This is a genomic window from Mesorhizobium sp. M7A.F.Ca.CA.002.04.1.1, assembly GCF_004022805.1.
Taxonomy (GTDB): domain Bacteria; phylum Pseudomonadota; class Alphaproteobacteria; order Rhizobiales; family Rhizobiaceae; genus Mesorhizobium; species Mesorhizobium ciceri.
Genome location: NZ_RZPL01000950.1, coordinates 1 through 1,758, shown reverse-complemented (window position 1 = coordinate 1,758; position 1,758 = coordinate 1). Strand labels below are relative to the sequence as shown.

2 protein-coding genes are annotated in these 1,758 nt (G+C 61.6%); one reads left to right on the top strand and one right to left on the bottom strand.

Features of this window, described 5'->3' with window-relative positions; all coding sequences use genetic code 11:
• Nucleotides 1–576: 576 nt before the first annotated feature.
• The gene (locus ENZ75_RS30860; RefSeq protein ID WP_063167771.1) at nucleotides 577–1,191 is read right to left on the bottom strand and encodes a hypothetical protein; all 615 of its coding nucleotides are present in this window, start codon (nucleotides 1,189–1,191) and stop codon (nucleotides 577–579) included.
• Nucleotides 1,192–1,474: 283 nt separating this feature from the next.
• On the opposite strand from ENZ75_RS30860, the gene ENZ75_RS30855 reads away from it, so the two are divergent.
• Entirely contained in the window at nucleotides 1,475–1,756 is a 282-nt protein-coding gene (locus ENZ75_RS30855; protein ID WP_063170208.1) for a helix-turn-helix transcriptional regulator, read from the top strand.
• Nucleotides 1,757–1,758 lie beyond the last annotated feature (2 nt).

Sequence of the window (1,758 nt, the reverse complement as noted above, 5' to 3'; positions counted from 1 at the left end):
AGACAGTCGCCAGTCTGCTGTTCAGCCGGCGCTGAGGCGGTGCTTCTGATGGTTGAGGTAGCTGGCGCCGTCATTCGACGAACTTGGTGCGCCCAAATCGTGTCGAGCTAACGCGCCGCAATGCCAAGGGAAGACCGGCCTTGGACAGGAAGCCAAGGCCGGTCTTCTCGGTGGCAGTTTGCGGTGCTTAGGCCTTGTTTCCGATCACATGGTGGTGGTGGCGGTGATGATGGTGATGGCGGACATGGTGGCGATGATGATGGTGGTGACGATGGTGCTTTGCCATCGGCGCCGCATCCGCACTCGTCGCACCGATGACGGGCACCGTGAAAGCCAATGCAACTGCAAGCCCGAGGGCCGAGAGGAGGGACTTCTTCATGGATCGTTTCCTTTTGTTTCGCGGGCGCATATGGATCGGGGCGATAGCCCGGCCGCCGCGAATGGAATTACGCGCCTGAATTTTTTCGTCAGTATTTCCCGATTGTAGAATTTTGTTTCTGGACTGTTTCTGCCCAATCCAGCCTCCCGCCACCATGCACGGCAAGATCGAGAGGCGGCCATTGGCCGCCTGTCCGACTACATCGGCGGCACGACGCCGTTGGTCCCGACCACGACGCGGCTGGCGCTCAGCGCGCCGTCACTACCCCGCTCTGCGGTGACAAAGACCGTCGCACCCGGCTTGAGGTCGCTCGGCGTCGCCGGCGCGAAGGTGACGACAGGGGTGGTGTCGGGAATCGAAATCTTCTTGGTCTGGCCATTGTCATAGGTCAGCGTGACGGATCGCCCGCTTATATCGGTAACGTCGGCGACGGTGCCGTTGGTCATCCGGCTGTTTGGCTGCAGGTCCCAGGGGCGGTCACCCTCGCCGGTGCCTTTCAGCGCGGCCGGGAAGACCACCACCTCCAGGGCGCCGCTGCCGCCATCCGCTTTCGATACGGAGGCAATGCCGAGGAAATCGCCCTGCTTGATGTCCGTTGCCGAGGCGTTGGCGACGCCCGAGATCTTCCAGCCGGCCTTGAGCTTGATCGCGTCGGTATCGCCCTGGCGGGTTTTCACGGTGAGCAGCGTGGGCTTAAAACTGACCACCGTGCCGCGCACACGAAGCGCGCCTGCGGCTTGGGCGGCGCCCGCGCCGGCGACGGAAAGGCTGGAAATCGTGCCGAGCACGACCATGACTGTCTTCAAGTTCATTGCAAAAAATCCTTCCGGGAAAGAACTGGCTGGAACCGGATGGTTTCGCGCCAGCGACCCGGAGATAACGAATGGGCGCGGCGAAACTGCCGGCAAAAGGCCAATCAGGCCTTCAAAACAACTTGATCGCGACGTGTGCGCCAGAGGCCGCGCCAGGCACCCGGTTCACGATCCCGTGACGGCCATTTTGGCCCTTGGCAAATCACCAGTGAGAGGGCATCTTCCCGACCGTCTCAGGCAACACTCCTCATTTGATCAAACTCTTTCAGTCATGGAGTTGCCAATGCCCCATAATGCGAAAAGCGAACCCCACTCCGAACCGGCAACCAACGGGAGCGGGCCAGATTACAACACCCTCAGAGCGATGCGGGAGACCCGCGGTTACAGCGTGGAAGAGCTTTCCCTGACATGCGGCCTGGCGGTGGACGAGATTGAGGATATCGAAAGCGGCAGAGTGACCGATCCGTCGAAGCTGCGTCGTATTGTGTCCGCGCTTCACCTTCCCCAGGAGGCTCTGATCACCCCGGCTGCGCCGACGCCGGCGCAAGGTCGATCGCTGGCGTAGAC